This is a genomic window from Parapedobacter brassicae, assembly GCF_051400755.1.
Lineage (GTDB): Bacteria > Bacteroidota > Bacteroidia > Sphingobacteriales > Sphingobacteriaceae > Parapedobacter.
The window spans coordinates 29,137-55,307 of sequence record NZ_JBLFFL010000009.1 but is presented as its reverse complement, the minus strand read 5'-3'; the positions used below and the strand labels follow the sequence as shown (position 1 = coordinate 55,307).

Below are 26,171 nucleotides of genomic sequence, written 5' to 3'. Positions count from 1 at the left end.
TAATCACATTGCTAAGATATCCGTATATGAAAAGCACTAAAAAAGAGTTGTCACCAATGCAACATGAGGATCTGCTCAGCGTGTTGAAAGCCCGATTTGAGAAAAACATGAACCGCCATAAAGACCTTGAATGGGTTAATGTACAGGCGCGGCTGGAAGCGAATACTGAAAAACTGTGGTCGCTCAATGAAATGGAAATAACCGGCGGTGAACCGGATGTGGTGGGTCATGATAAAAAGACGGGTGAATACATTTTTTATGATTGTGCAGCGGAAAGTCCTAAAGGTCGCAGAAGCCTCTGTTATGACCGGGATGCGTGGGAGGCAAGAAAAGAACATAAACCGGCAGATACGGTTATGGATATGGCTACGGATATGGGCATCGAACTGTTAACGGAGGAACAGTATCGGGAGCTGCAGCAGCTTGGAGATTTTGATACGAAAACCTCGAGCTGGGTGAAAACACCTGCCAATATTCGGGCGCTCGGCGGGGCTATCTTTTGCGATCGCCGCTTCGGCCATGTCTTTATGTATCACAATGGAGCGGACTCATACTATGCTGCCAGGGGATTCCGTGGCTCGCTGAGGGTCTGATGAAGCTGATCGCCGCGTACTGATTTCATTCCTTTTTCTGCACCAATACCTTAAACTTCGTTCCCATATCGAAGAGCAGGGTATGGCGAATCGCAGACGCTTTCTTTGCGGCTAGCAAGACGTCCTTCTCCTGTGAGAGGGATTGGTTCAAAAAATCATTGAACCCCATTGCCAGTAGGAATTGGCATTGATCGGTAAACCAATGTGCTTTCAAACCGTTGTTTTCTCCCCAATACCGCAGGGCTGAAAAGTTCACGTGGGAGGTGATGTCCTGCTGGCCTATATCATCATAAAACGACTCATTGATGTCGTGGTTCCGGTAGCATAGCAATGTGCCCCTACTCCGGGATTGCTTATACAATTCGTCTGATAAATGGCCATAATCAATGGTCATCACGTATCCCTGCTTGAGCGCATGGACGACCTCCTTTATCCAACGCTTGGCTTCGAGGTTTACTTCTGTCCGGAATCCCATTGGCAGGTTGATCTGTAATTCATCCATATACTCCATGACTTCCGGACCAGCAGGCCGCAATTCTTCTTTAAAACCGCGGTCATAGGACACGTATACTTCCATGAGCTCTTTTTCCATGACCACTTGGTGCACGGCGAAATTATCCACAAGTTCATTGGAAAAGACACATCCCTGGAATTGGGGCAGCTCATCAACGGACTGATACCAGGATACTTTTTCGGTTAGCAGCTTTTTTTCAGTGTCGCGCATGACCGGACTTTTCTCAATGATGCCGTAGGAAAGCCGGTCGTACATTTCACGGTGATTATTTTTTAGATAACATAGGATATCATGGCAAAGCATACCGGTGCCAGCACCATATTCAATTACCGTAAATTCTTCGTTTCCTAATGCTTTCCACATTTCTTCGAGCTGCCTGCCGATCACGGCACCGAATGCGGGGGTTAGGTAGGCGCTGGTATAAAAAGCCCCATCTTTGCCAATACGGCAATCTGGAGACATGTAAAACCCCATTTCCGGGTAATACAGGCACATTTCCATAAATTCGCGAAAGGTGATGGCACCGTCCGTCCTGATCTTGTCAATGATTATTTCTTCGAGGGTCATCTACCTAAATTAACAGCGCGGGCAAGGGATGGTTTTTCTGAAACCAGCCTTTCCAAGGTATAAGAGGCGCGACATTCTCAAAACTTAACATAAACTTAGCTGTGTGATAAAACATTCCTAACATCACGCAGTCACCTTTGTCCCCGTAAAAACTTCACCAAATCAGTATCTTTTGAATATGGCCAACTATGACATCCTTTTTTATCCGTTGAGAAAATCCTTGCAATTATTCATTATTTTGTTTTTATGCCAAACCGCCGTGGGGCAGCAGGCGGGAACAATTGCCGGCAAGGTAACAGGCGAAGGCGAACCACTTGCGGGTGCTTCGGTTTCGATACCGGGCACACCCTATGGAGCCCGCACCGATGCCAGCGGCACGTACCGGATGAATGTACCGGCCGGAACCTACACCGTGACGGCAACGTTTGTGGGTTATAGTCCGTTCGAAGCGCAAAACATCAAGGTCAGCGGGGGTGCTTCCACCGCGCTCGACATTGACCTCCGGTTGGCAAACGCACAACTCAAGGAAGTTACCGTCAGCTATGGTAAGCAGCAGGCCCGGGAAGTAACGGGAGCGATTGCCACCGTGGAAGCGGAGCAACTGCAGGATATGCCTGTTATGCAATTTGGGCAGCAATTGCAGGGCAAGGTCGCGGGGGTGCAGATTTCTCAATACAGCGGACAGCCGGGCCGTGGTGTTGGATTCATTCTGCGTGGAGCCGCCTCTTTCCATTCGAGCAACCAACCGCTTTTCGTGATCGACGGTATACCGATCACCGGTAGTATCAACAACATTAACCCTGCTGAAATCGAAAGTTTCAGCATCCTAAAAGATGCCTCGGCCACTTCGCTCTATGGTTCGCGTGCGGCAAATGGTGTGGTGCTGATTACGACCAAACATGCCAAAGCGGGGGCTTCGAGTGTAGCGTTTTCGGCATATTACGGTGTGCAGCGGATCCCCGGAGGCAAGTTGCCTAAACCGATGAATGCCCGGGAGTTTGCCACGTTCATGAAACAACGGGCTGAAGACCGACTGAAATACGAAACGGGATACCAGATTCCGGCCGACTATAAGACGGCCTATGACAACCCCGAGCAATACGGCGAGGGTACCAACTGGTTTGAGCTGATGACACGCCCCGCCCCCATCCAAAGCTACGACCTCACGGTGCAGTCGGCGCGGGAACATTCTTCCTCTACTGTTGTACTCGGGTATCAGGAACAACAGGGGGTGATCATTAACAATCACACGAAATTGTTTTCAGGGCGGTTCAACCAGGATGTCAGCCTCAGCAACGATAAGCTTAAGCTGGGCTTCAATATCGCTCCGAGCTACCGGATCGACCATAACAACCGGCTGGCAACGGACGGTGTGGGTGGACTTTTCGAGCGCTTCTTCGAGGCCAGCCCCCTGCTGTCGCCGTATAATGAAGACGGTACTTTCCGGCGCGATGTGTACTCACCGGGCATGGTGGCTTACATCAATCCGCTGGCTACGTTGGAGCTGACCAACGATGATTATTACACCACGCGTATCTTGGGAAATGCTTACTTGAATTATGAGTTTCTCCCGGGGCTGGCCCTCCGAACCAATGTGGGTATCGATAAGGGAGCTGAAACCCGGAAGTATTTCCAGTCGGGAGAGGTCACCGGCACGCTAGGCCAGACGACCGGCACCAGCGCTGCGGTGGACAATGGCTCGTGGACGGCCGAGGCAAACCTGGTGTACAATAAAACCATCGCCAATGACCACAACATCGAACTATTGGCGGGTTATTCGGCCCAAAAGTTCAGCACGTACAGTAATAACCTCACCGGACTGGGATTTGCCAGTGATGACCTGCCTTATCTGAATAACGCGACGAACATCACCGGAAGCAGCGGAGCCAGCGCATATTCCTTGCTGTCTACCATTGGCCGCATTAATTACAGCTTCCGAAAAAAATACCTGCTTTCCGCTGCTCTCCGGCGCGACGGCTCTTCCCGCTTCGGGATAGACAGGCAGTGGGGCAACTTTCCTTCGGTATCGGCCGGATGGGTGGTTAGTGACGAAGCGTTCATGCAGGACGTACCGGTGGTCGATTTCCTCAAAATACGGGGCAGCTATGGGGTTACCGGCAATAACTTCTTCGGCAACTATGATCCCCAGGCTACGATCGGCACCTACTACTATAATTTTAATGATGTCGTTACCCAAGGGCAGACCATCAACCGGCTCGGCAATAATGAGCTGAGCTGGGAACGCAATAATCAGTTCGACGTGGGACTAGAGCTGTCGGTCTTGAATAACCGCATTAACCTGACCTATGATTACTACAATAAAATCACCGATGGGCTGATCCAGCAGCGGGCTATCCCGGTGTCCTCGGGTTTCTCCCAGATCATTTACAACGTAGGTGAATTGAAGATGTGGGGGCATGAATTTACCATCAGTACCCGCAACTTGACGGGGACCTTTACCTGGAATACGGACCTGGCGCTATCGTTCGACCGCAACCTGATCACCAACCTCGTCGACCCGGGCTTCATCCGGCGGAACAATACGGTCACATCTGATTATTACCGTCAAGCCATAGGCCACCGTCTCGGCGAGTTCTACGGATTTGAGTTCCTGGGATTATACGAGGATGAGGAAGACTTAGCAAATTCGGCCAAATACCTCTCTACCCCCGCCAATCCGAACGGATCTTCTGATGTGGGTACCATCAAGGTGAAAGATCTCAACAACGATGGGGTCATTGATGATGTGAACGACCGTACCTTTATCGGCGATCCGACCCCGACGTTTACAGGCGGACTGGTAAATCGGTTTTCCTATAAGGGGTTCGACTTGAATATCGACATGACGTACTCGGTGGGTGGCAAAATCCTGAACGCCGCCAAATGGGCATACCAAACCAATATGGATGGGTCACGGGTGCCCTTGGCCGCTGCCCTTGATTACTGGCGCTCGCCGGAAAATCCCGGCTCGGGTGTATATCCCCGCACCAAAACCGGCACCACAGCGATCGGCCGTTCGGTCAACTCCCAATGGATCGAAAATGGATCTTACCTCGCTGCTAAGAATATTTCACTGGGATACGCGACACCGTTGAAGAACAGCGTCCTCGCTACGCTGCGGCTCTTTCTGTCCGTACAGCAAGCTTTCGTCATCACGGGTTACTCCGGCATGAATCCCGAAGTAAACGTGGGCGGCGCAGATCAAACCGCGGGGGTGGGTATTGACGAAAACGCTTACCCCATTCCCCGGACATTTTCCCTTGGTTTTACAACGACATTTAAATAATCCGATCACTCGGCAAATATGAAAAGACTACTTCCCATTCTGGCACTGACGGCAACAATGGCCGCCTCGTGCGATAGCGACTTCATCCGGTTGACTCCCGAAGATGCATACACCGCTGAAAACTTTTATAAAACGGAAGCGCAATTCCGCTCCGCTGTCATAGCAGCTTATGCACCGCTCCGCGATGTGCTGGTCAATGATTATTTTACATCCGAAATGCATTCCGATAATACCGTCTATCAGCCCATTCCCGGCAACCGGGGAACAGCGATGGTGCAGCGGGAAAACATCTCTGATTTTACCAACACGTCTACCAATGCCTATGCGAATGCAACCTGGCAGCACAGTTATACCGGCATTGCCCGTTGTAATATCGTCATCGACCGCCTCCCTGCCGCCAGTATACCCGACGCGGTGAAGGCTGAGCTGGATGGGGAGGTCAAGTTTCTGCGGGCGCTGAATTACTTCAAGCTGGTGCGGCTGTACGGGGGCGTGCCGTTATTCCTTCATGAAATCATTAAGGCTGATGATGCGTTTAAAGAACGAGCATCTGTCGATCAGGTCTACGAGCAGATCATTGCCGATGCGAGCGATGCCATCCGCGAGCTGAGCGCACCGGCCGCTTTCCCCCAGACGGGCAGGGCCACCAAAGGCGCTGCCACGTTGCTGCTGGCGGAAGTGTACATGGTGCAACAAAGGTGGAGTGAAGCCGCAGAGTTGCTCGGCACATTGCCCGCTATGGGGTATGAGTTGAACGACAATTACGCGGACGCCTTCTCTCCTACCAACAAAAGCAGTCGCGAGTCGATCTTCGATATCCAGTTTGCCGGGGGTATCGAAACCGGCGCTACGCCCAATCCGCTGACCTTCCATTTCTTGCCCCGAAGCACCAACACGCAGCTGCTCACCGGGATATCCATCAACAATACTGGTTCCGGTGGGTGGAACACGCCCTCGCAGGACTTGATTGAAGCGTTTGAACCCGGAGACACGCGCCTCGATGCGTCGATCGGGATTGTCGAAGGTATCTACAATGCCAGCGATTACTTGGCTTATTCGGCGGTGAAGAGCGCAGTCGATTACACGCCGTCGCCGGGTATGACTGGAGTGCCCTATATCAAAAAGTACCTGCATGCCCCGCTGCCTGCCATCACGGGCTCAAGTGACAATTTTCCGATCTACCGATATGCTGATGCCCTGTTGTTACTGGCCGAGGCCTTGAATGAACAGGGCCGATCGGGAGAAGCGCTGACCCCGCTCAACACCGTTCGGACGCGTGCTGGCCTGCCGCCCATCACCACCACGGACCAAGTCGAACTGCGCGACCTCATTTTCCGTGAGCGGAGAGTTGAGCTAGCCTTTGAAAACCATCGTTGGACCGATCTGGTCAGGACCGACCGGGCGTTGGAGGTCATCAACGCCTTCGGGGAGCGGATCAAAGTGGAGCAACCTTTCCTCGCGTCAGATGCGTATGTGATCGACGAGCACCACTTGCTGTTTCCAGTCCCCCAAGGGGAAGTCGACATCAATCCGCAAATCACGCAGAATCCGGGGTATTTCTGACGAAGAAACGCTTACTTAGCTTTCTGCCGCTTTCTTGATTAGTTGCAATGCACGTTCCCACATCTCCTGATGCATGGGAATGTGCATTTTTGGCAGTCCCTGGATGTCGATGGTCAGTACGGTCTGCCCGGCCTCGTTTTGTGCCAGTCGGAAGCGCTCGATGTACTCGCCAAGTTGCGCATCGGGCGCCAGGTGGAGGTCGTCATAATACCTCATTTCCAGCAAATCCCGCTTGTTGTTGGTCGTCACCCTCCCCGTGGCACCGACGTTCCCCTCCAGATCGGTCCAGATAACGCGAGACCCGACCTGCCAATCGGTATCGTTCAATAATGCCCCTTCGCCGAAAGCATTGCCCCATTGTCCATTGGGATTCAGGAGGATAGGCCAAACCTCTTCAATGCTAGCTGTTATAGCCATAGACCGACTGAACGGCTCCGTTTCCACGAAATTGCGGAGCGACTCGCTGAGAATGAACGTCCAGCCTTCGTCGAAGCTTGAAGGGGCCAGATGCTTATTGTCCGCAGGAAAGGTATCGAGACCCCCGTGTGTCAACGTCAATTTGGTTTTCCGCTGCGCCAATGCTTCCAATTCGAATGTCACCAGTGACTGCCCGGGATACCCTTCATACGCCCACGTATAGGACAGCCTATGAAGTGGATCGGCTTCAACAACCTGACATCGGTGGAGATATTGATTATTTTCGTCGCCGCCTGTAAACGAAAATTCAAAGCCAGGCTCGGGTTTGAAATCGGCGATATCGAAATACCAGGCTTTCATTTGATCGTTGTCGGTCAGTGCCCTCCAGACCCGTTCAATGGGCGCATCATAGATGCGTTCAACTATTAATGGTGTCGTTTCCATAACTGCTAAGTTAATTTAATTGTCCCTACTTGATTGTCCAGCCATACCGATTGGTGACGCACAATAATTTTTCCAAAAAATTACCGGCCGCTACCCGGTTGTATATAAAAGCAAATTTAGCTAAGTTTGTATACCGTCTGAAAAGGCAAAACCAACCGGTTATCATTTTTGTTAACTGTAACGTACAAACCAATACGATTATGATGAACTCACGTCGCGACTTTTTACAGAAATTGGCTGCTTCGGCTATGGTCATGCCCCTCCTATCTTCGCGCCCGGCACTCGACAAAACAGGCATCCATTACCCCGGCAGTCAAGGTCGGGTACTGCGGGTAGCCCTCATGGGGCTCGGCGGCTATGCCTCCCGGGTTGCGGAGGCCATGCAATCCTGCAAGCGGGCTAAGATCACCGGGTTGATCAGCGGCACCCCGGCCAAGCTGGCAGAATGGGGAGCCAAGTATAACGTGCCGGAAACAAGCCGTTACAATTATGAAAATGTTGACAACATCAAGGATAATCCGGATATCGATGCCGTTTATGTCATCACACCCAACGCGCTTCACCATGATCATGTCATTCGCGTCGCCACGGCAGGTAAGCATGCCATCTGCGAAAAACCGATGGCACTCAATGCCAAAGAGGGAAAAGAAATGGTAGACGCCTGCGCCAATGCCGGCGTGAAATTACTCGTAGGTTATCGGATGCATTTTGAACCCAAAACACTGGAAGTGATACGCATGCGCAAGGCAGGCGAATTGGGTAAAATCATGTTCTTCCAAGGACAATGCGGCTTCCGCATCGGCGACCCTAACCAATGGCGGCTTGATAAGGCATTGGCAGGCGGCGGGTCACTGATGGATATCGGCATTTACGCAATCAACGGCGCCCGATATATGGTGGGCGAAGACCCGGTATGGGTGACCGCACAGGAAACCAAGACCGACAAAGTCAAATTCAAAGAAGGGGTAGACGAGACCATCCAATTTCAACTGGGCTTCCCCAGCGGTGCCGTGGCGTCGTGCCTGTCTACCTACCAGATGAACCACCTCGACCGCTTTTTCCTCAATGGCGAAAAGGGGTTTGCCGAAATGCAGCCATCCACAGGCTATGGGCCCATCGAGGGCCGTACCAGCAAGGGCAAACTCACGCAGCCGCACACGATACATCAAGCCGTTCAACTCGATGAAATGGCCGGGATCATTCTGGATGACAATAAACCTGTGGTACCCGTTGATGGATTGGAGGGCTTAAAAGATTTAACCATCATCGACGCCATCTACCGCGCCTGTGCCACCGGCAGCCGGCAGGAACTGCACTTGGGTTGAATCGCGTTGGTTACAGCGCCCATTTGCCGGACTTTTTGAGGTACCGGACAGTGATGTAATAGACCGCCAGGATCACCAATACGATTACAAACCACGTGTTTCGGGTAGCCGCATCCCATTGCCAATGGGTGTATTTATAGCAGAGGATCACGGCAATACCGGCTAGCCAGACGACTTGGGTATTGTATTCTTTAGTCAGCCAGCGTTTCCACAAAAAATGCATGCTTGAAATGGTTTTTCCCAACCCAACCGGATTGATCAACCATCGGTGCACTCGCTTGGCGTAGGCATCGAATTGATCGCCAAATTTATTTCGCAGGAAATTTTCCTCGGCCAACACGATCGCCTGATAGATAAACAAAAAAAGCGGAATGAAAACCAACAGGTAGAGCAGGGAATTGACAAGAATACCGACGCCGAGCAACATTAATACGTTGCCCACATACAGCGGATTGCGGCAATGGGCGAAGACACCGTCCGTAACCAACCGATCGGCATATACTTTCTTGTCCTTGCCGCCCCGTACGATATAGGCCAACGAAATGGTGATTCCCCGGATAAGCTGACCAATGATGGTGATGACCAGTCCGGCGATCAATGGATAACGATAGAACGTAGGGCCGAAATCCGCCTCGCTGAAGATGGGTGGCGATGGGATGAACAGCGCCAGGTAAAGGAAAATAAATAAGTAATTGCGGTATTTAAAGAAAAAATCACCAATACGGACCATACAAACTAATCTTTAATGGCTATAAATCCTGAAAAATTGTACCATTTGAAAAATACTTCCGTATGGCTGAAACCAGCTTCCATCAACATCTTCCTGTTTTCACTGAGCTTATACGGGATCAGCACATTCTCCAATGCCTCCCGCTTCTGCGAAATCTCTAACTCACTGTAATGGTTGCGCCGCTTGTAGTCGTAGTAGTACTTGATGAAGTTTCGGTTAAACAGGCTGTCTTCTGCCAAAATCTTTTCGGCAACGATCAGCACACCCCCCGGGATAAGGCCGTCATAAATCCGCTTGATCAGTTTTTCGCGATATATCGGCCGCACAAACTGCAAGGTGAGGCATAAGATCACAACGGAGGCATAATTGATGTCAAAATCCTGGTGGAGGTCGGCATTCTTCAATTCATACGCCCGTGTGAGGTTGGCTTGTTTGAACTTTTCGGCACATTTCTCCAGCATGTCTTTTGAATCATCTACGCCAACGAAACGCACACTTTCATCCACCAGGGCATCCAGGTTTAAAAATGTAGTGCCTGTAGAGCACCCCAAGTCGTATACATTGGTATCTGCAACCGCAAATTCGCTCGCCTGTTCGATGATCATCCGCTGAATCTCGTTGTAAAACGGCACCGAACGCTCTACCATGTCGTCAAACGCATTGGCTACCGTGGCGCCGAATTTAAAATCCGAGGGTTTTTTGATTACCTCGCTAAACACATTATCCTTGTTTTTACCCATAATTATTCCGGCCTTTTTCACACGGTTGAGGCAACCAAAGTAGCCGCACATTCTGGAAAGAATCTGGAAAACTCAATGCTCTTCCTTGAAATAAATCTTATAGTAATTCATCTCCTTTTCGTCATCGTAGCCTTTCTCGATATACTCCCGCTTGCCATGTACGTATATATGGAAGTTCTTATCCAGTTTCAAAACGCTCTTGTAAGTAGCTTGCGCTTTCTTAACGGCTTGGCCTGAAATATCGAACCGATCACTGAACGGCGAATCATGCTCGGTTTCGAACTGTTGACGGTAGTTATTGAATAGGCTAACCGCCTGCGGGTTGCCCAACACCTCCTCCTCAAACTCATCTTGCCTATAGGTCTCCTTTTCTTTGAAATAATTCATCGAACGGTTGAGCAGGTCTATCTTGTCCGTACGTTCCACTTCAAATGCGTCATCCAACCCTTTGTTTACAAACTGTTTATATACTTTCAGGAAATTACCCGTTTGGTTGAAGGCGTCATTACGTACGCGCAGGCCCAGGAAATCGTCTTTCCAGTAGACCGCTTCCTGTTGGCGGTTGGTTTGGTCTATGGCCAACACCTTGTACCCTTCGTCGCTTTCCGTATTGAAAATGATGCACCCTTTGTCCAGCTTGTTGATGTTAATGGCTTCCTGCTCATAGCCGATGTTAAATGCGCCTTGTTGCGGCGACACTTTGAGATAGGTTTCTTTATTCTCTGATTTGAACACTCCGATGGCCTCATGCAGCTCACCTTCTAATTGCACATCCCGAAGGTGCACCACGTAGAGTTCACCACCCTTGATATTGGGATGATTGGATACCTCAAACAGGTGCTTACACAGCTGTTGGCTTAATTCATGGAATCCCAGCTCGCCCTTGAAAAATGCATTGGAAAAGTGATGCACTTCATTGAGCGCGAGGGTGCCGCTGGAATGGGATAAGCGATACACCTCATTGACTTTGGCAAACGGACTGAGAAAATAGTGCCGGAGCAGTTGCGCCAATAATTCGTCTGCTAACACCATCGGGCGTTCGCTAAGCACATAAAATTCGTTCTGCAACTTATTGCCTACCCGATGGATGGCCAGTTGCTCCAAGGTGGCGTCGGTATGGTAAAACATATGGTCCTTCGTTTACTGTAAAATGGATTCAATCGTATCGGTGGATGGTCGCTGCGAAGATAACAATTGGGGAGTCCATTTTTACACAAAGTTGTTTATATGGGATAAAAATTCCACTTTTGGAAATCGACAGACGCTCAATGAACCATGCCATGGATACGACACCAATACTCCCCATCTTATCACCCGAAGAGCAGCGTGTGCTGGGCTCCCTGATGGAAAAAGCAAAAGTGACACCGGAATACTATCCGCTCACGCTGAACGCCCTGCTTGCTGCCTGTAACCAAAAAACGTCACGGAAGCCTGTGGTCAACTATGACGAGAGTACCATCGTCACCACGCTGGATGTGCTCCGGAAGAAGGGACTGGCGTCAACCGTCACCGGCGGGTCCAGCCGGGTGACGAAATACAAGCATAATTTTGCGGTGTTGTATCCCATCATTCCTGCCGAGGTAACCATCCTCTGCCTCCTGCTGTTACGCGGTCCGCAGACCCCGGGAGAACTGAACACCAATGCGGGCAGGATGCATGCGTTTGAATCATTGGATGAGGTGCAGTCATTATTGGATAACCTTGCCAACGCCGAGCCGCCCTATGTGAAGCAGCTGACTAAACGTCCCGGACAGAAAGAAGCACGCTATATGCATTTGTTGGGTGGCGACACGATTCCGGATGAAACTGACATCGAGGCGTATGACACTGGGTCTACTGCTCAACTGACCGCCCGCGTAACCAAAATGGAGGCCGAGTTGGCTACCCTGCGCGCCGAATTTGACAAATTGATGCAGGAATTATCGTAGCTACCGGTACCGCTGCATAGTCCGCAAAAACTAAAACCAATTAATGATTGTTAATGTGGTAACTATTTTAACATCATAAGCCTCTGATCATGGAGACACAACCCGTTAAATACAGCCGCATACTCATCGCGACCGATGATAGCGAATGCTCAAAGAAAGCGCTGCAGCATGGCTACAGCCTTGCCAAGACCATGGAGTCATCCGTGGCATTGATACATGTCATTGAGCCTGCTGCGCCCACTAACTATGGTGCTGATCCCCTGATGGGCCAACAGCCGATCATCATTCCCGAAACCACGGAAATACAAGAGGAGAATTCTAAGAATCTGCTGGACGGCATCAGCAGGGATTTCCACGATGTAAAAGAAGTGTTCACCTTTAGCCGGATAGGCAGTCCCAAGCAAGAGATCCTCACCGTGGCCAACGAATGGGCGGCCGATCTCATTATCATGGGTACCCACGGGCGCACCGGATTTGATCATTTTATATCCGGCAGTGTATCAGAAAGTGTCTTGAGGAGAGCTTCTTGCCCGGTATTGGTTGTACCCAGCAAATGCTGAAACGTCAGCCGGAGCAACAAAAAAAGCCCTCCGTATGCTGACGGAAGGCTCTTCAAATCTTCTACGAAACGTATCGCGACAGCGCGGTTATTCCCCGTGCAGCCAAGCTTTCTTGGCCAGTAGCTCTTCTTCTGTCTCCCGGACATCCTCGTCGTCTACGCAACAGTCTACCGGGCACACCGCAGCACACTGCGGCTCATCATGAAAACCTACGCACTCAGTACATTTATCCGACACGATGTAATAAACTTCATCGGATAATGCCGCTTGCTCTTCATCTGCATTGAGGGTCGTTCCGTCACCGAAATCGATTACGCCGCTCAGCTCCGTTCCCTCGGAAAATCGCCAGCTTACCCCTGCATCATATATAGCATTGTTGGGGCATTCAGGTTCACACGCTCCACAATTGATACATTCATCAGTTATCTTGATTGCCATCTACTCTTTTCCTGTTATGATAAATAAAAAACCTATTTTTGTACCCTTAATCCCGACAATTAAGTTGACTACAAATTTAGTCGTCTTTTGTCAAATGTTAATTGGTGCAAATATACAATAATATTATCTAACTCCGATCAAGGATTCAGATTTTGACACAGAAACAACGTATCGAGGCGTTTGCCTTATTGGGGGAATACCTATTTGCCGGTGATCAACAGCTGGAGGAAACGATAACCGCCACCCACTATTACAACCCCTGGTTTACGCCTTCCAATGTCCGCAAGGCATTGCATGCCACGGCGGCGAACCTATCGAAGGACCAATTGGAACACTGGCTGACCCCCTATCCGTTTGATGAAGAAACCGATAAGACCGTTGGACTTATCTTGGCAGGAAATATTCCGCTGGTCGGCTTCCACGATATCCTTTGCGTGCTTAGTGCGGGCTTCAGCGTGCAGATAAAACCCTCGGCGGACGACCCTAAGCTTACCGCGCATCTGCTCGCCAAGTTACTAGAATTCGAACCCCGCTTCACCTCTAAAATCCGCATCACCGACAGGTTAAAGGACTTCGATCTGGTCATCGCAACGGGCAGCGACAACAGTGCGCGATACTTTACCTATTACTTTGGCAATAAACCCCATATTATTCGAAAAAACCGCAACAGTGCTGCCGTACTGACCGGAAAAGAGTCCCCTGCCGAACTAACGCAGCTCGGCCATGATGTATTCGATTACTTCGGTCTAGGCTGCCGCAATGTCGCTAAGCTATTTATACCCGCGGAGTATGACATTTCGGCATTTTTTGAGGGTATAGCATCGTTTGCTGATGTCATCAACCACCACAAATACGCAAATAACTACGACTATAATAAGTCCATCTACCTGATCAACGGCGATCTGCACTATGACAATGGCTTTTTACTGGTAAAACCTGATGAACGCACAGCTTCGCCGTTGGCTACGCTTTATTTGGAAACATACGACGACTTCGGCTCGCTGGCTGACCGGCTGACCGGGTTGGCCCCTCAATTACAATGCGTGGCCAGTGCCGAACAACTGGGCATTAGCACGCCCGTGGTTGGTTTCGGACAGACGCAACAACCCGCTCTTGACGATTATGCAGATGGCGTCAACACGTTGGATTTTTTGGCCGAACAGCGATAAAGCCTTTATCTTTCACCCAATTAATGCTAACTTTGCCACACCATGTATGTCATCAAGGTCAAGGGCGTAGCCAAAATACCGGATTATGTCCAATTACGTGACGATACCTTCACGCTGCTCGCCTACTTCAGAGTAGACCGCCCGGATAAGTCCCTGGAAAAGCTGGGGTTGGGCGATAAGGCCGGATACATCATGGACATTGTCAAGGAAATACCTTTCGGACAAATAAAGAAATTAGACTTGTAGCTTATGATGGGCGATACGGTAATCACACTTAAAGGCGTAGATATCTACCAACCCAAGCACCTGGTGCTTTCGAATGTAAACCTCAAAATCGATAAAGGCGAATTCGTGTTCCTGATCGGCCAGACGGGGAGCGGCAAAAGCAGTCTCCTGAAAATCATCTACGGCGACCTCCACATCGCCAGCGGCGAAGGGATGGTTGCCGGCTTCGACCTCAAAAAACTCAGTACCAGAGAAGTACCATTCCTGCGCCGGAAATTGGGCATCGTTTTTCAGGATTTCCATTTGCTGACCGACCGCACCGTAGAAAAGAATCTGGAATTTGCACTGCGGGCTACCGGATGGAAAGATAGAGCGCTCATCAACACCAGGATGCTTGACGTACTGGAGAAAGTAGGTCTCCGCTCCAAGCTGAAAAAAATGCCCCATGAGCTGTCCGGAGGCGAGCAGCAGCGTGTCGTCATCGCACGGGCCTTGCTGAACAATCCGGAGATCATCTTGGCAGACGAACCTACCGGCAACCTGGACCCCGAAACATCAGAAGGGATCGTATTGCTGCTGAAGGAAATCAGCCGGGGTGGCACGGCGATCCTGATGGCTACACACGATTATCAGATCATTCGTAATATGCCCTCCCGCATTGCCAAAACAGCCGACGGCGCGTTGCACGACAACGTGTCAATATAACAATCGGGTAAGTCCATGGCTGATGCGCCATTTTGTAAGTAGACGCAACGAAAACTGACAGGCTGACGGATATTTCGCCCTTGGCAATGAAATTGCGGCAGCAACACAACGGTTGACAAGGTAGAACAACGATGGCTAAACACAAGAAAGAGAAACATCAAGATATAATGGGAGAAAAACAAAGCGCTGCGGCAGAGGAGATGCAAACCGAAGCTACCCAGGCTGAACAGACGGACGCGGCGGTGGAAGAATCAACAGCCGGACAGCAACTGGCTGCTGAACTGGCCGAAGCCAATGATAAGTACCTGCGCCTGTATGCCGAATTTGAAAATTATAAGCGCCGGATCAGCAAAGAGCGTATTGAGCTCATGCAGACGGCAGGCAAAGAGATATTAGCTAACTTGCTGCCCGTGGTAGACGACTTCGAGCGCGCCTTAAGGGCGTTTGAGACGGCTATCGAGGTCGCGCCGCTGAAAGAAGGGGTATCACTGGTAGGACATAAGCTAAAGAATATATTGACCCACCAGGGCGTAACCGAAATGGAGTCTATCGGAAAACCATTCGATGCCGAATTGCAGGAGGCCATCACCAATGTGCCCGCCCCAAGCGACGACCTGAAAGGCAAGGTCATCGACGAAATCGAAAAAGGGTATTTTTTACATGGCAAAGTATTGCGGCATGCCAAAGTCGTCGTTGGCAGTTAAGGAGTAAGTAATGGCAAAACAAGATTATTATGACGTGTTGGGGGTTTCGCGCAACGCCGATCAGGCAGAGATAAAGTCTGCTTACCGAAAACTGGCCATCAAGTATCACCCGGACAAAAACCCAAACAATAAAGAAGCCGAAGATAAGTTCAAAGAAGCAGCCGAGGCTTATGAGGTGCTCAGCAACGCCGAGAAGCGGCAACGTTATGACCGTTTTGGTCATTCAGGCGGCGCCTCGGGAGGCTTTGACGGAGGCGGCATGAATATGGAAGACATATTCAGCCAATTCGGAGACATCTTCGGCGGCGGGGGCAGTCCCTTCGAAAGCTTTTTTGGCGGGGGCAGCCAACGCGGAGGCAGGCGCGTTTCAAAAGGCACCAACCTCCGCATTAAGGTAAAGCTAACGCTTCAGGAAATTGCCAACGGGGCTGAAAAGAAAATAAAAGTAAATAAACAGGTTCCCTGCTCGACCTGCGATGGTACCGGAGCCAAAGACAAATCGTCATTCCACACCTGCCATACCTGCGGAGGCACCGGCGCGGTAAGACGGGTTACCAATACCATCCTCGGCCAAATGCAGACCACGAGCACCTGCCCTACCTGCAACGGCGAAGGGGTAGAGATCTCAGCAAAATGCGCCGTGTGCCATGGAGACGGCTTGGTAAGAGGCGAAGAAACCATCAGTATTAACATACCCGCAGGCGTGAGCGAAGGCATGCAACTCTCCATGAGTGGCAAAGGGAACGCGGCGCCACGTGGCGGTGTACCCGGGGATTTGATCATTCTCATCGAAGAAATACCTCACGAAACCCTCAAGCGTGATGGTACCAACGTCATCTACGACCTATATATTAATTTCGTCGATGCTACATTAGGTACTGCCGCAGAAATTCCGACCATTGACGGCAAAGCCAAGATCAAAATAGAACCCGGCACCCAAGGAGGCAAAATTTTGCGACTAAAGGGCAAGGGTGTACCCGAGGTAAACGCTTACCACAAGGGCGACCAACTGGTGTATGTAAACGTGTGGACGCCTAAAGCCACATCGTCAGAAGAGAAGGAACTCCTCGAGCGCCTGCGCAATTCGCCGAACTTCAAACCCCAACCGGGGAAAAATGAAAAAACCTTTTTCGAACGGATTAAGGAATATTTCGAGTAGGATTAGATCGATATCGGCACCACGAACAAAAGCCAAGCATTCCACCGCTTGGCTTTGCTTTTTTGTCACTGACATTTAGTGTCAAAAAGTCAATATGATTAAAAAACCGTCATACAACCCGACCAAAACAATTTAAATCCGGGTTTCTAAAATCCATTAAACAAATAACAAGGTTTAAAAATCTCATTTTTGGTCACCATGAGCATTGAAATCGCGCTCAAAATCAAAAGAGACATCAGGATGACAGACCCAACAAAACCATGACACAGTTTGGCACCTGTATTGCACAGCTGACTTCACCAGTCAAATAGTTTAAAAACAAAAGATCGCTAGATGACTGGATGTTAAATCAAAATTTTATACATCATGAAAAAACTATTTTTAACCTTATCAGCTGCTATCGCAGTAACCTTTGCTGCTAACGCTCAAACCGAAAAAGGAAAAGTTATCCTTGGCGGAAATGTTTCGTATGACTATTCAAAAGTCAAAGATGCGGACGCAGAAACCCACTCTTTGGGTATTTTACCTTCTGTTGGATTCTTTGTTAGCGACAATGTGGCGGTAGGCACAGGTCTCGGGTATTCTTACGAAGAAAACACGGGCGCAACGGGAGCCTTTGGAAGCAACAAATTGAATGCATTCAGCGTCTCCCCATTTGCCCGCGTATACAAAGGTGATGGCGATTTCAAATTCTTCGGACAGTTATCCGTGCCGATGGCATGGGGAACCGCTAAAGAAGACGACACCAAATTGGGCAACATTGAATCCTATGGTGTTGAATTGGCTCCTGGGTTCGCTTACTTCCCGACCAGCAAAATTGGTGTTGAGTTTTCGGTAAGAGGTCTGTACTATCAAAACGCTAGCCTCAAGCCAGAAGAAGGAAGCAACACCACGACTAACTCCTTTGGGTTGAATGCTAACTCTTTGGCTCCGCGGATCGGCGTGCAGTTTTACTTCTAACACCAAACCGCTTATTCAGCAAAAAACCACTCCGGGATTTCCGGAGTGGTTTTTTTTATGCTTAGCGACCCGCCTTCCGGCCGCTATTCAAGGCGTGACCGATGTTCAACAAAAAAAGAAAGGTTTCCAAACGGGGAGAATGGAAACCTTTACTAACCAATTATAAACCTAAATTATGATGATGCAAAGATAGTGTTTGTTTTACACACTGCAAAATTATTTTAAAATATTTTATTCACGCCCTTATCGGTCCACTTCTCCCAACACAATATCGATTGAGCCCAATATTGCAATCAAATCCGCGATGAGTACACCCCTGGCCAGTTCCGGCAATACCGAAAGGTTATTGAAACTGGGCCCGCGGGCTTTCACGCGCTTAGGCACGTCGGATTTCTCCTGCGTAACAAAATAGAAGCCCAATTCGCCCTTTGGATTTTCCGCCCGGACATAATAATCCTGCGCTTTTAGGTTCACTTTTTTAGGCACCAGCGCCCGAGGGTCAAATTCTGCGGTGCGTTTCAATGCGGTGGTTAGTCGTTCCAAACATTGTTCGATGATTTTCACCGATTCCTTAATTTCATCTACCCGAACCTTGAACCGATCCCAGCAATCACCCAGACTGCCCATTTCTCCCCGGCCGACTGGAATGTCAAATTCGAGTTCCGGATATACCGAATACTCGTCCACTCTTCTCAGATCCCACTTCACGCCCGAGGCGCGCAGCATCGGACCCGAACAGCCATAGTTGATCGCCACATCCGCGGGCAATACCCCAATGTTGGCCGTGCGCGAGACAAAAATCTGATTCGTGGTCAGCAACTCATCCAGTTCAGTCAGCTTGGGTTTGAAGTACCTTATAAACTCGCCGCAGCGCGTCTCAAAATCCACAGGCAGGTCATAAAACAATCCACCCACCCAAATATAGTTATACAGCATCCTCGATCCGGAAACCCATTCGAGCATGTTCATGATGTGTTCGCGGTCCCGAAAACACCACATAAAAGGTGTAAATGCGCCGATATCAATACCGTATGTACCTATTGCGATCAAATGGGAGGCAATGCGGTTGAGTTCGCATACCAACACCCGGATGTATTCAATCCGTTTCGGCAGCAGCTTTTCGATACCGAGCATACGCTCTACCCCCATTACGAATGCGTGACTATTGTTCATCGAAGCCAAGTAATCCATCCGATCAGTGAACGGAATGGTCTTTCCGTAATTCATGGACTCGGCATGTTTCTCAAAACAGCGATGCAAATAACCAACATGAGGGATGACTTCCTTCACCAGTTCGCCGTCGGTGATCAGCTGCAGCCGGAGCACGCCATGGGTAGAAGGGTGCTGCGGCCCCATATTAATCACCATCTCCTCGGCGCCGATGGCTGTCAACCGGGCTTCGTAGGCGCGTTGCGCTTGTTGATAGGGTTTATGATTCATTTAATCGCTATTCCATGATACATCGCCGCCTCTTCATAATCCTTGCGCAGGGGGTATCCTTCCCAATCTTCCGGCAAGAGGATTCGCCTTAGATCAGGATGTCCCTCGAAATAGATGCCCATCAGATCAAACGCCTCCCGCTCGTGCCAGTCGGCCGTACGCCAAACCGCTGCGACACTTGGCACCACGGGGAGATTGTCCAATTGCCGGTCATTTGGTATAACCACCTTAAGCGTCAATTGCGATTTGTGCGGTATCGATGCCAAATGATATACGATGGTAAACGTGCCGGCGGCGGTCCCATCATCCACCGCGCTAATGCAGGACAAGAAATCAAAATAAGTCTCCGGATGATCGCGCAGGAATAAGCATACCTGGGGCAAGGATGCGGCATCTATGATCAGCGCCGGCTGCAGGCCTGGCTGCTCAGCAATTATCGTCTGTTCGCCGAACTGGGTATCCAATAGGGCTTTGATACGCGTGATGTGTTCCATTTATCTATTGTAAATTAGGGGGCCAGCCGTTTGATCTTCCAACCGCCGTGTTGCCTTTCATACACCAGCCGGTCATGGAGTCTGCTGCCCCTGCCCTGCCAAAATTCCAGCATGTCCGGCACGAGCCTATATCCACCCCAGTGCGCCGGTCTCGGAATCTGATCCGTGTCGCGGTATTGTTCTTCGAGATCGGTAAACCTTGCATCAAGGAGATCTCGGCCTTGGATCTCCCGGCTTTGCGGTGAGGCGATAGCACCTAACCTACTGGCTCTTGGCCGCGACTGGAAATATGCCTCAGACAGGTCTTCCGGCATGCGCACGACCCGACCGGCGACCCGCACCTGACGTTGCAGCTCGGGCCAGAAAAATAACAGCGCACCATACGGATTGTCGGTCAACTCCGCCCCTTTCTGGCTTTGATAATTGGTAAAAAAACCGAAACCCGATTCGTCCAGTTGTTTAAGGAGTACAATTCTCGAAGATGGGCGGCCATCAGCCGATACGGTGGATAACGCCATGGCATTAGGTTCCATGACCTGCTTCTCAAGGGCTTCATCAAACCAGCGCCGAAATTGCTCAATGGCATCTGCATCCACCTCGGTTTCATGCAACTGCCCCATTTCGTATGTCACCCGGATCGCCGCGATGTCGGTTTGCTTCGACGTCATTTCGTATGTGTATTGTTTACTGTACAAACATACGAAAAACCGTCCCGAAAACCGCTACTTCTTATAATAAGCCATGGCTTCCGGTATCAGCTTTTGAATGTTGCTGATGCGGCGTGCATCGCTGGGGTGCGTACTCAGGAATTCAGGAGGAGCCCCGCCGCCCTGGCTTTGTTTCGCCTGGGCCATGCGTTCCCAAAACCCGATGGCTTCATTCGGATTATAACCTGCCATCGCCATGAAAACCAATCCTAACCGGTCGGCTTCGCTCTCCTGATTACGCGAATAGTTCAGCAGGGCGAGCTGCCCGCCTAACCCATAAGCGGTATTAAGCACGGTGCGGGTGGTGCTGGATTTCTCTGCAGTGGCGGCATCTACGGCCACCCCACCTGCCTGTGCGATGATCGATTGTGACATCCGTTCGGCCGAATGCTTGGCAATTGCGTGCGCAATCTCGTGTCCCATTACAGTAGCCAATCCGGCTTCATTCTTCGTAACGGGAAGGATACCGCTATACACAGCCACTTTACCGCCGGGCATACACCAGGCGTTAATTTGATCTTCCTGGATCAGGTTGAATTCCCATGCAAAACTATATTGATCGCCGTATCCATTCTCCTGCAAGAAACGGGTAACAGCCGCGGCGATGTTCTTTCCAACGCGCTGCACCATCTGGGCCTGTGATGAACTTTTGACGACTTTGGTTTTAGAGTCGCCCAAAAATTCGCGATAAACCAACGCGGCCTGTTGCTGAATTTCTGTTTCGTTGACTAAGCTCAATTGCCGCCGGCCGGTCAACGGCACGGTTGCACAAGATGTGATCGCCACAGCGATCATCATCATACATGTACTTTTAGCGAGTGGGTTCATGATGCTCAAATTAATATAGTAATTGGACAGCCAATACCATGGCACGTCAAGCAATATATATGCCGAATTGCCGGCTACGCTTTTGCACGTTTTCGGAATAGGTGGACTTTCGATTCCTTGCCTTTCAGCAAACGCTCAATATTCTTCTGGTGCGTGATCAAAATCAGCACACATATGCATATGCCATACAACAATACCGATTTAACCGAAGTTTGAAACAGGAACACGATGCTAAACGGAAAAGCGAACCCTGCGGCGATGGAACTCAACGACACGTAATTGGAAAGCAGCAGTACGATGATAAACACGGATACGCATACCAATGCTGCCGGAAAATGCACCGCCAATATCATCCCAAACAGCGTTGCCACTCCTTTGCCTCCCCTGAACCCCGCAAAGACGGGGAACAGGTGTCCCACGACGGCAATGACGCCCAAAGCCAATTGGTAGTTGACAAACTGCGCAGTAGCGAGCGGACCCGTGACGGAGGGTCCGATAAAATAGGCCAGATTAGTGGCTGTCCACCCTTTGAGGATATCGATGAGCATCACGGCTACACCTGCCTTCGTTCCCAATACCCTAAAGGTATTGGTAGCGCCCGCATTGCCGCTCCCATACTCCCGCACGTCTACCCCATAAAAAGATTGGCCCAGCCATACAGCCGTGGGAATGGACCCAAATAAATAGGCTAATACAACCGCTCCGATCAAATATATCGATATCATGAATCGCAAATTAACGAAAAAGAAGGCAAAAACACATCACCCGGATTAATCGAGCAATTTGGCCTTCAAACTCATGTCTAAGCTGTCTACCGAATGCGTGAGCGCTCCCATGGAAACATAGTCTACTCCAGCTTCCGCATATGCGCGAACATTTTTTTCTGTAATCCCGCCGGATGCCTCGGTGATAAATCGGCCATCGGTACGGGCTACCGCTTCACGTACGTCGGCAGGACTGAAATTATCCAACATGATCCGTTCTACCTTGCCGATTTCCAGCACCTCGTTCAGCTCTGCCAGACTACGTACCTCTATTTCGATATCGATCGCGTAGCTCAACGTTTTCCGATAGCGGTCGGCCTTTTCAATCGCTTCCTTTATGCCCCCGGAGTAGTCCACATGATTATCCTTGATCAATATCATGTCGTACAAACCGAAACGGTGGTTCACCCCCCCACCTATCTTAACGGCTTTCTTTTCCAGAAACCGTAATAAAGGAGTTGTTTTGCGCGTATCCAGCACCTTCGTACCTGTCCCCGACAGCGCATCAACGACACGCCTGGTAGCAGTTGCTATTCCGCTCATCCGTTGCATGATATTGAGCACGAGTCGTTCAGCCATCAAAATATGGTGGATATCACCCCGCACCAGCAATGCGATATCGCCGATCTGTACGGCTTGACCATCGGTTTTGAAAAGTTGTATGTCCAGCGTTTGGTCCACTTGACCAAAAATGGCGACGGCTTCCGCAACCCCCGCCAGCACGCCCGGTGCTTTGATAATCAGTTGGGCTTCCCCCTGTTTCCCCTTGGGGATCGTCGATAACGAGGTATGGTCGCCTTCACCCACGTCTTCGGCGAGCGCTGCGGCGATAAATTGGTTCAATTGCTTGCTTTGTTCTTCCGTCATGCTTCAAAGACTAAAATGCAACACCGCTGACCGAAGTAAAAAAATAAGTGCGTGCATAGTCAGGGCGTTCTCACAAAAACGCCGCTAAGATGGCTATTTAAAAACAAATAAAGCGAATAAAAGTAAAAATTGAGGAGACTAGTAAAGTGGTTCAATGCGAAATTCAGTCACCTGAAATACATCCTCATTATTGGTCAGTTTGTAGGAAACACGGAAGGTGTCCTTCGTGGTTTCCAAGTTGAGCACCACAAACCTGAAATTCGGACTGGAGTCCAGCTTGTGTGCAAGTTTTACATCTGTGGGCGCATTCTTTCCAAAAAAATCACGCAGGATGATCTCAGCCTGTACGCGCGAGTAGATGCCTTCGTCGTTCAGCAAGGTCATGTTCACGCTCGAAGAAAAGTATTTTGAAAGTTCCTTGGTATTGGCTCCTCGTATACAAGATGCAATGTCATCGATTACATCCGTACTATGGGCAAGGCTTGTCACCATCAATAAACACATCATCCCGGCCATCCCTGCCTTCTTGATCCATCTGATTTTGTTCAGTTTCACGGTAATTGTTTATTCAAATGTTAGCGGTAGTTAATATTCAACAATGTTATCCTTTTCGGCGGTAAAAAATGTAGCTTTTTTTCTACATGAAGCTTTTTTTTACAAACCTTTTGTTATTACAGATAACGTATAGCCAAAAACATGCCATATTTCCTAAGCCGTATCTCATCATGAATATTACCGACGGCCAGTCCGCCGGAGTCAAGGCACCCCATCGCACGGGCTCCGGTTTCCCGCCCGAACGCCCGGCTTCCGCGCGCCGAAATCCGATATACCGTTATTTTTCGGCAAGTCTAACCGGTAGACAAACTTGTATATGAAACCAAGTTTAGCTAAGTTTGCCGTTGTGAAGAATAACAAAAAAGTAGCGCTTATAATCTTAGATGGCTTGGGTTATGGCAAAGAAGATCAGTCAAATGCCGTCCTCGCGGCAGATACTCCCTACCTTGACGAATTATTTTCCCGTTACCCCCATTCAACGCTCGAAGCCTCCGGAGAAGCCGTTGGGCTTCCGCAAGGGCAAATGGGCAATTCGGAAGTCGGCCACATGAATCTCGGTGCCGGAAGGGTGGTCTACCAAGAGCTTGGCCGCATCCACAAAGCGGTTAAAGACGGCGAGTTTAACGAAAACAAGACCTTACAAGACGCTTTTCAATACGCAAAAGCCAATGGAAAACAGGTGCACTTCATCGGTTTATTATCCGACGGCGGGGTGCATGCCCATACCACGCATTTGAAGGGGCTGTGTGATGCTGCGAGGAATGCCGGATTGAGCAGCGAACAGGTATTCATCCACGCATTTCTGGATGGACGTGACACCGATCCTCACTCAGGCATCGGCTACATCAACGATCTAGAACAGTACCTCCAAACCAGTACGGGGCGATTGGCATCGGCCATCGGCCGGTACTACGCGATGGATCGCGATAACCGCTGGGAGCGCGTCAAGCAGGCGTATGACCTGTTGGTACACGGTATCGGCACGTCAGCGCAGGATCTGGCCAGTGCCGTGCGGCATTCGTATGATGCCGGTGTCACCGATGAGTTTGTAAAACCGATCGTCAAAACAGACCCGTATGGCGCACCGCTCACCACCATCAAAAACGGAGATGTGGTGGTTTGTTTCAACTTCCGCACCGACCGCGGCCGGGAAATTACGCTCGCACTCACACAGAAGGCATTTGCCGAATACGGGATGCATCCATTGGATTTGCATTACCTCACGATGACCACCTATGATGAGACCTTCAAGGGTGTCCAGGTCTTGTTCGTCAAGGATAACCTGTCCAATACCCTGGGTGAAGTGCTCGAAGCCAACAAGCGGACACAGACGCGCATTGCCGAGACCGAAAAATACCCACATGTGACATTTTTCTTTTCGGGTGGACGCGAACAGGCGTTCCAGGATGAAAACCGGATCCTCATTCCCTCGCCCAAGGTGGCCACGTATGATCTGCAGCCCGAGATGAGCGCGCAGGGCGTGGCAGATGCCATCTGTGAGGATATCACCAACCGGAAACCGGATTTCATTTGCCTCAATTTTGCAAACCCCGATATGGTGGGGCACACCGGCGTATTCGAGGCGGTGGTCAACGCGGTGGAAACGGTAGACCGCTGCACCCGGCAAGTGGTGGAATGCGGACTGCTCTCGGGTTATACGTTTATCATTATCGCTGACCACGGCAATGCTGAATTCATGATCAATGATGATGGGTCTGTCAACACCGCACACACCACGAATCTGGTGCCGTGTATACTGATTGACGACGATTACACTGCTGTATCGGATGGCAAATTAGGCGATATCGCACCGACGATACTGAAGATCATGGGGTTGCCCATCCCCGCGGAGATGACAGGAAACACATTGGTTTAAATCAGGATATGCGCTATCGCGACACGGTTTTCGGCGCATGTTCGGCTGGCGCCATCTTGGCTTGGAGCTTATCCTGTGCACCACCGGATGTGGAGGGTATCCGTCAAACAGCTCCTTACTTCAGCCTGGAAAACTATTTCCGCCAAGAGGCGGAGCGATTAGACCGGCAGGCACCGCAGATCCACAAGACCGTATCCAAAAACGGCGAGGCCGAAAGCCGCGATATCCGGATTGATGACTGGCAAAAGGAGCTCGCCTTATTTAGTGATGCAGATATCAACAAGCCAGCGTGGCAGGGCAGCTATCAGCGGGATAGCACCCATTCCACCCTTACCTATACCCGCATAGACCCTGCATTGCGTACCGAACGGATCATCGTAGAAAAGCATACCGATGGTACCGTCAAGCACATCCATGTAACCAATCGGGTCGACAACATGCTTTACAACACCCTGGAAGAACTCGACTATTATCCCGATTCGTTGTACCGCATCAGCAAACAGCAACAGGTACGCATCATTGGAAAAACCGATTACACCGTGATCGGCCAGATGCCATAAAAAAGGCTTCGACACATCTGCCGAAGCCTTTCTATTTTTTTTTACGGGGAAGA

Annotated in this window: 27 protein-coding genes; 14 read left to right on the top strand and 13 right to left on the bottom strand. The window is 50.1% G+C overall.

What is annotated here, in order from left to right; translation table 11 throughout:
* The first annotated feature begins 26 nt into the window (after window positions 1-26).
* On the top strand, window positions 27-593 hold the full coding sequence (locus ACMGDE_RS18195) for a DUF4256 domain-containing protein (RefSeq protein ID WP_436834257.1): 567 nt from the start codon (window positions 27-29) through the stop codon (window positions 591-593).
* Window positions 594-618: 25 nt separating this feature from the next.
* On the opposite strand, the gene ACMGDE_RS18190 is transcribed toward ACMGDE_RS18195, so the two are convergent.
* Window positions 619-1,674, bottom strand: a complete 1,056-nt coding sequence (locus ACMGDE_RS18190) for a class I SAM-dependent methyltransferase (protein WP_436834256.1) — start codon at window positions 1,672-1,674, stop codon at window positions 619-621.
* A gap of 238 nt (window positions 1,675-1,912) precedes the next feature.
* Here ACMGDE_RS18190 and ACMGDE_RS18185 point away from each other — a divergent pair, with 238 nt between their 5' ends.
* Complete coding sequence (locus tag ACMGDE_RS18185) at window positions 1,913-4,960, top strand: SusC/RagA family TonB-linked outer membrane protein (RefSeq protein ID WP_436834255.1); 3,048 nt, start codon at window positions 1,913-1,915, stop codon at window positions 4,958-4,960.
* 18 nt (window positions 4,961-4,978) lie between these two features.
* Window positions 4,979-6,523, top strand: a complete 1,545-nt coding sequence (locus tag ACMGDE_RS18180; RefSeq protein ID WP_436834254.1) for a RagB/SusD family nutrient uptake outer membrane protein — start codon at window positions 4,979-4,981, stop codon at window positions 6,521-6,523.
* A 15-nt stretch (window positions 6,524-6,538) separates the two neighbouring features.
* Here ACMGDE_RS18180 and ACMGDE_RS18175 read toward each other — a convergent pair whose 3' ends face one another.
* The gene (locus tag ACMGDE_RS18175; protein WP_436834253.1) at window positions 6,539-7,384 is read right to left on the bottom strand and encodes an SRPBCC family protein; all 846 of its coding nucleotides are present in this window, start codon (window positions 7,382-7,384) and stop codon (window positions 6,539-6,541) included.
* Between the two features lie 200 nt (window positions 7,385-7,584).
* Between ACMGDE_RS18175 and ACMGDE_RS18170 the strand changes: the two genes are divergently transcribed.
* Window positions 7,585-8,709 carry a Gfo/Idh/MocA family protein gene (locus tag ACMGDE_RS18170; protein WP_436834252.1) on the top strand — a complete coding sequence of 375 codons (1,125 nt, stop codon included), beginning with the start codon at window positions 7,585-7,587 and terminating at the stop codon, window positions 8,707-8,709.
* Window positions 8,710-8,719: 10 nt separating this feature from the next.
* On the opposite strand, the gene ACMGDE_RS18165 is transcribed toward ACMGDE_RS18170, so the two are convergent.
* The 3 genes from ACMGDE_RS18165 to ACMGDE_RS18155 all read right to left on the bottom strand — a co-directional run bounded on the left by ACMGDE_RS18165 (window position 8,720) and on the right by ACMGDE_RS18155 (window position 11,307).
* On the bottom strand, window positions 8,720-9,439 hold the full coding sequence (locus ACMGDE_RS18165) for a methyltransferase family protein (protein WP_436834251.1): 720 nt from the start codon (window positions 9,437-9,439) through the stop codon (window positions 8,720-8,722).
* Between the two features lie 5 nt (window positions 9,440-9,444).
* Window positions 9,445-10,179 carry a carboxy-S-adenosyl-L-methionine synthase CmoA gene (gene cmoA / locus ACMGDE_RS18160; RefSeq protein ID WP_436834250.1) on the bottom strand — a complete coding sequence of 245 codons (735 nt, stop codon included), beginning with the start codon at window positions 10,177-10,179 and terminating at the stop codon, window positions 9,445-9,447.
* A gap of 72 nt (window positions 10,180-10,251) precedes the next feature.
* Window positions 10,252-11,307, bottom strand: coding sequence for a nucleoid-associated protein (locus ACMGDE_RS18155; RefSeq protein ID WP_436834249.1), 1,056 nt, complete (start codon window positions 11,305-11,307; stop codon window positions 10,252-10,254).
* 152 nt (window positions 11,308-11,459) lie between these two features.
* Between ACMGDE_RS18155 and ACMGDE_RS18150 the strand changes: the two genes are divergently transcribed.
* Together ACMGDE_RS18150 and ACMGDE_RS18145 are read left to right on the top strand one after the other, a co-directional pair.
* Entirely contained in the window at window positions 11,460-12,107 is a 648-nt protein-coding gene (locus ACMGDE_RS18150) for a YceH family protein (protein WP_436834248.1), read from the top strand.
* A gap of 89 nt (window positions 12,108-12,196) precedes the next feature.
* Complete coding sequence (locus ACMGDE_RS18145) at window positions 12,197-12,667, top strand: universal stress protein (protein WP_436834247.1); 471 nt, start codon at window positions 12,197-12,199, stop codon at window positions 12,665-12,667.
* An 87-nt stretch (window positions 12,668-12,754) separates the two neighbouring features.
* Here ACMGDE_RS18145 and ACMGDE_RS18140 read toward each other — a convergent pair whose 3' ends face one another.
* Window positions 12,755-13,105 (bottom strand): 4Fe-4S dicluster domain-containing protein, encoded by a 351-nt coding sequence (locus ACMGDE_RS18140; protein WP_436834246.1) that lies wholly within the window; start codon window positions 13,103-13,105, stop codon window positions 12,755-12,757.
* Between the two features lie 152 nt (window positions 13,106-13,257).
* Between ACMGDE_RS18140 and ACMGDE_RS18135 the strand changes: the two genes are divergently transcribed.
* The 6 genes from ACMGDE_RS18135 (at window position 13,258) to ACMGDE_RS18110 (ending at window position 18,027) form a co-directional block, all read left to right on the top strand.
* Window positions 13,258-14,274, top strand: a complete 1,017-nt coding sequence (locus tag ACMGDE_RS18135; RefSeq protein WP_436834245.1) for an aldehyde dehydrogenase family protein — start codon at window positions 13,258-13,260, stop codon at window positions 14,272-14,274.
* A gap of 42 nt (window positions 14,275-14,316) precedes the next feature.
* Entirely contained in the window at window positions 14,317-14,520 is a 204-nt protein-coding gene (locus tag ACMGDE_RS18130; protein ID WP_436834244.1) for a fructose-6-phosphate aldolase, read from the top strand.
* Between the two features lie 3 nt (window positions 14,521-14,523).
* Entirely contained in the window at window positions 14,524-15,204 is a 681-nt protein-coding gene (locus ACMGDE_RS18125; RefSeq protein ID WP_436834243.1) for a cell division ATP-binding protein FtsE, read from the top strand.
* A gap of 131 nt (window positions 15,205-15,335) precedes the next feature.
* Window positions 15,336-15,908: a nucleotide exchange factor GrpE gene (locus ACMGDE_RS18120; protein ID WP_436834242.1), complete on the top strand. Its 573-nt coding sequence runs from the start codon at window positions 15,336-15,338 to the stop codon at window positions 15,906-15,908.
* A 10-nt stretch (window positions 15,909-15,918) separates the two neighbouring features.
* On the top strand, window positions 15,919-17,067 hold the full coding sequence (dnaJ, locus tag ACMGDE_RS18115; RefSeq protein ID WP_436834241.1) for a molecular chaperone DnaJ: 1,149 nt from the start codon (window positions 15,919-15,921) through the stop codon (window positions 17,065-17,067).
* 366 nt (window positions 17,068-17,433) lie between these two features.
* Window positions 17,434-18,027 (top strand): outer membrane beta-barrel protein, encoded by a 594-nt coding sequence (locus tag ACMGDE_RS18110; protein ID WP_436834240.1) that lies wholly within the window; start codon window positions 17,434-17,436, stop codon window positions 18,025-18,027.
* A 243-nt stretch (window positions 18,028-18,270) separates the two neighbouring features.
* On the opposite strand, the gene ACMGDE_RS18105 is transcribed toward ACMGDE_RS18110, so the two are convergent.
* From ACMGDE_RS18105 to ACMGDE_RS18075, 7 genes are all read right to left on the bottom strand, one after another.
* Window positions 18,271-19,467, bottom strand: a complete 1,197-nt coding sequence (locus ACMGDE_RS18105; RefSeq protein ID WP_436834239.1) for an NADH-quinone oxidoreductase subunit D — start codon at window positions 19,465-19,467, stop codon at window positions 18,271-18,273.
* The gene (locus ACMGDE_RS18100; protein WP_436834238.1) at window positions 19,464-19,961 is read right to left on the bottom strand and encodes an NADH-quinone oxidoreductase subunit C; all 498 of its coding nucleotides are present in this window, start codon (window positions 19,959-19,961) and stop codon (window positions 19,464-19,466) included. The genes ACMGDE_RS18105 and ACMGDE_RS18100 overlap by 4 nt, the downstream gene beginning before the upstream one ends.
* Before the next feature lie 14 nt (window positions 19,962-19,975).
* Entirely contained in the window at window positions 19,976-20,629 is a 654-nt protein-coding gene (gene pdxH / locus ACMGDE_RS18095) for a pyridoxamine 5'-phosphate oxidase (RefSeq protein ID WP_436834237.1), read from the bottom strand.
* Between the two features lie 54 nt (window positions 20,630-20,683).
* Window positions 20,684-21,469 carry a M48 family metallopeptidase gene (locus ACMGDE_RS18090; protein WP_436834236.1) on the bottom strand — a complete coding sequence of 262 codons (786 nt, stop codon included), beginning with the start codon at window positions 21,467-21,469 and terminating at the stop codon, window positions 20,684-20,686.
* A gap of 101 nt (window positions 21,470-21,570) precedes the next feature.
* Entirely contained in the window at window positions 21,571-22,221 is a 651-nt protein-coding gene (gene plsY / locus ACMGDE_RS18085) for a glycerol-3-phosphate 1-O-acyltransferase PlsY (RefSeq protein ID WP_436834235.1), read from the bottom strand.
* A 45-nt stretch (window positions 22,222-22,266) separates the two neighbouring features.
* Window positions 22,267-23,127 (bottom strand): carboxylating nicotinate-nucleotide diphosphorylase, encoded by an 861-nt coding sequence (gene nadC / locus ACMGDE_RS18080; protein WP_436834234.1) that lies wholly within the window; start codon window positions 23,125-23,127, stop codon window positions 22,267-22,269.
* Between the two features lie 138 nt (window positions 23,128-23,265).
* Window positions 23,266-23,682, bottom strand: coding sequence for a DUF4783 domain-containing protein (locus ACMGDE_RS18075; RefSeq protein ID WP_436834233.1), 417 nt, complete (start codon window positions 23,680-23,682; stop codon window positions 23,266-23,268).
* A 316-nt stretch (window positions 23,683-23,998) separates the two neighbouring features.
* Here ACMGDE_RS18075 and gpmI point away from each other — a divergent pair, with 316 nt between their 5' ends.
* Window positions 23,999-25,558, top strand: a complete 1,560-nt coding sequence (gene gpmI, locus ACMGDE_RS18070) for a 2,3-bisphosphoglycerate-independent phosphoglycerate mutase (RefSeq protein WP_436834232.1) — start codon at window positions 23,999-24,001, stop codon at window positions 25,556-25,558.
* Window positions 25,559-25,566: 8 nt separating this feature from the next.
* Window positions 25,567-26,118 (top strand): hypothetical protein, encoded by a 552-nt coding sequence (locus ACMGDE_RS18065; RefSeq protein WP_436834231.1) that lies wholly within the window; start codon window positions 25,567-25,569, stop codon window positions 26,116-26,118.
* The last annotated feature ends 53 nt before the right edge of the window (window positions 26,119-26,171 follow it).